The organism is Aliterella sp. E5.1 (genome assembly GCF_057473825.1).
This window is the reverse complement of record NZ_JBYCCV010000409.1, coordinates 1-1,311: the sequence shown is the minus strand read 5'-3', so window position 1 is coordinate 1,311 and position 1,311 is coordinate 1. Positions and strand designations below refer to the sequence as shown.

2 protein-coding genes are annotated in these 1,311 nt (G+C 50.0%); one reads left to right on the top strand and one right to left on the bottom strand.

Translation table 11 applies throughout. From position 1 onward, the window contains the following. Positions 1–2 precede the first annotated feature (2 nt). Positions 3–692, top strand: coding sequence for an ABC transporter ATP-binding protein (locus tag AC2VE5_RS27735; protein ID WP_486890732.1), 690 nt, complete (start codon positions 3–5; stop codon positions 690–692). Positions 693–698: 6 nt separating this feature from the next. Here the strand turns inward: AC2VE5_RS27735 and AC2VE5_RS27730 are convergent, their stop codons facing one another. Next, positions 699–1,151: a hypothetical protein gene (locus AC2VE5_RS27730; RefSeq protein ID WP_486890731.1), complete on the bottom strand. Its 453-nt coding sequence runs from the start codon at positions 1,149–1,151 to the stop codon at positions 699–701. Positions 1,152–1,311: the final 160 nt, after the last annotated feature.

Here is a 1,311-nt window from a genome sequence, read left to right as displayed (position 1 = left end):
ACATTTCTAAAGTCTACGGTTACGGGGAAACAGAAGTTCGAGCGCTGTCGGATGTAAATTTAATTGTGGAACAAAGTGAGTATTGCGCCATTATGGGAACATCAGGCTCTGGCAAGTCCACAGCAATGAATATCATTGGTTGTCTTGACCGTCCTACGGAAGGACACTATTACCTAGATAATATGGATGTAGCCCAGTTAGGCGATTTAGAGTTAGCTCACATTCGTAACCAGAAAATTGGGTTTGTCTTCCAACAATTTCACCTTCTGCCCCAGCTAAGTGCGCTAGAAAACGTGATGCTGCCAATGGTCTACGCCAATGTGGGTTCCCAAGAACGGCGGCAGCGGGCAACCACAGCCCTGGAGCGGGTGGGGCTAGCCAATCGCATCAACAATAAACCAACCCAACTCTCGGGTGGGCAACAACAGCGTGTGGCGATCGCCCGAGCGATCGTCAATCAACCGGTTTTGCTCCTGGCCGATGAACCTACCGGAGCCTTAGACTCCCAAACAACCCAAGAAATTTTAAATATTTTTACCGAGCTTAACCGCACTGGGATGACTGTAGTTATGGTCACCCATGAGTCAGAAGTTGCTCGTTGCACCCATCGCGTTATCTGGTTCCGGGATGGTCAGGTGATCCATCCTTACTTAGCGCCAGCAGATCTGAGTCAAGTGAGCTTTAGCAAATAAGCTTGACTAACGGCAACTGATTCCATCGGCAGCTGCTGAACCCAGCCAAGGGTCATAGCAAGCAACTTGCTGAGGGTTTATTTCCTTCAACTGCTCAGTGGCTAGATCAGCTTCCCAGGCTTGAACTGCTTTATAGGGTTGAACATCAGCATCTTTCACTAGCGCAAAAATAGCATTGGTGTTACCTTCGCCGCCTGAGCATCCGGCACTAACCACTAACTCGTCAGCAGCTGATCGAAGAACTTTTTTGACAGTGATCACCTGCCAAATTGCTTTGCCAGTGGAAGTATAGCCCGATAATTGCTGCAACAAAATAAAGGAGGCCCTTTCTTGCTCACAGATCAGGCCCCCATATTCTTTTGAGTTCACTTTGCCCAAAATTCGCTCAGTGTATCCAGCGCATAGCCCCTCCGGAAGCAGCGTATACTGCTTACCCTGAAGCAGTTCTGGCGACTGCAACCAACTAGCTTGACTGGGTAGAGTCACAGCTAATCCCAGACAGACAACCAGGCTATTTACCAGTAGCTTCATGCATGACCTACTACCAGAGCGCTCGAACGGGTTCAGTCGGGGTCACGGGGACAGCTGCTGGAGGGGGGGGCGGCGCAACAACGGGTGG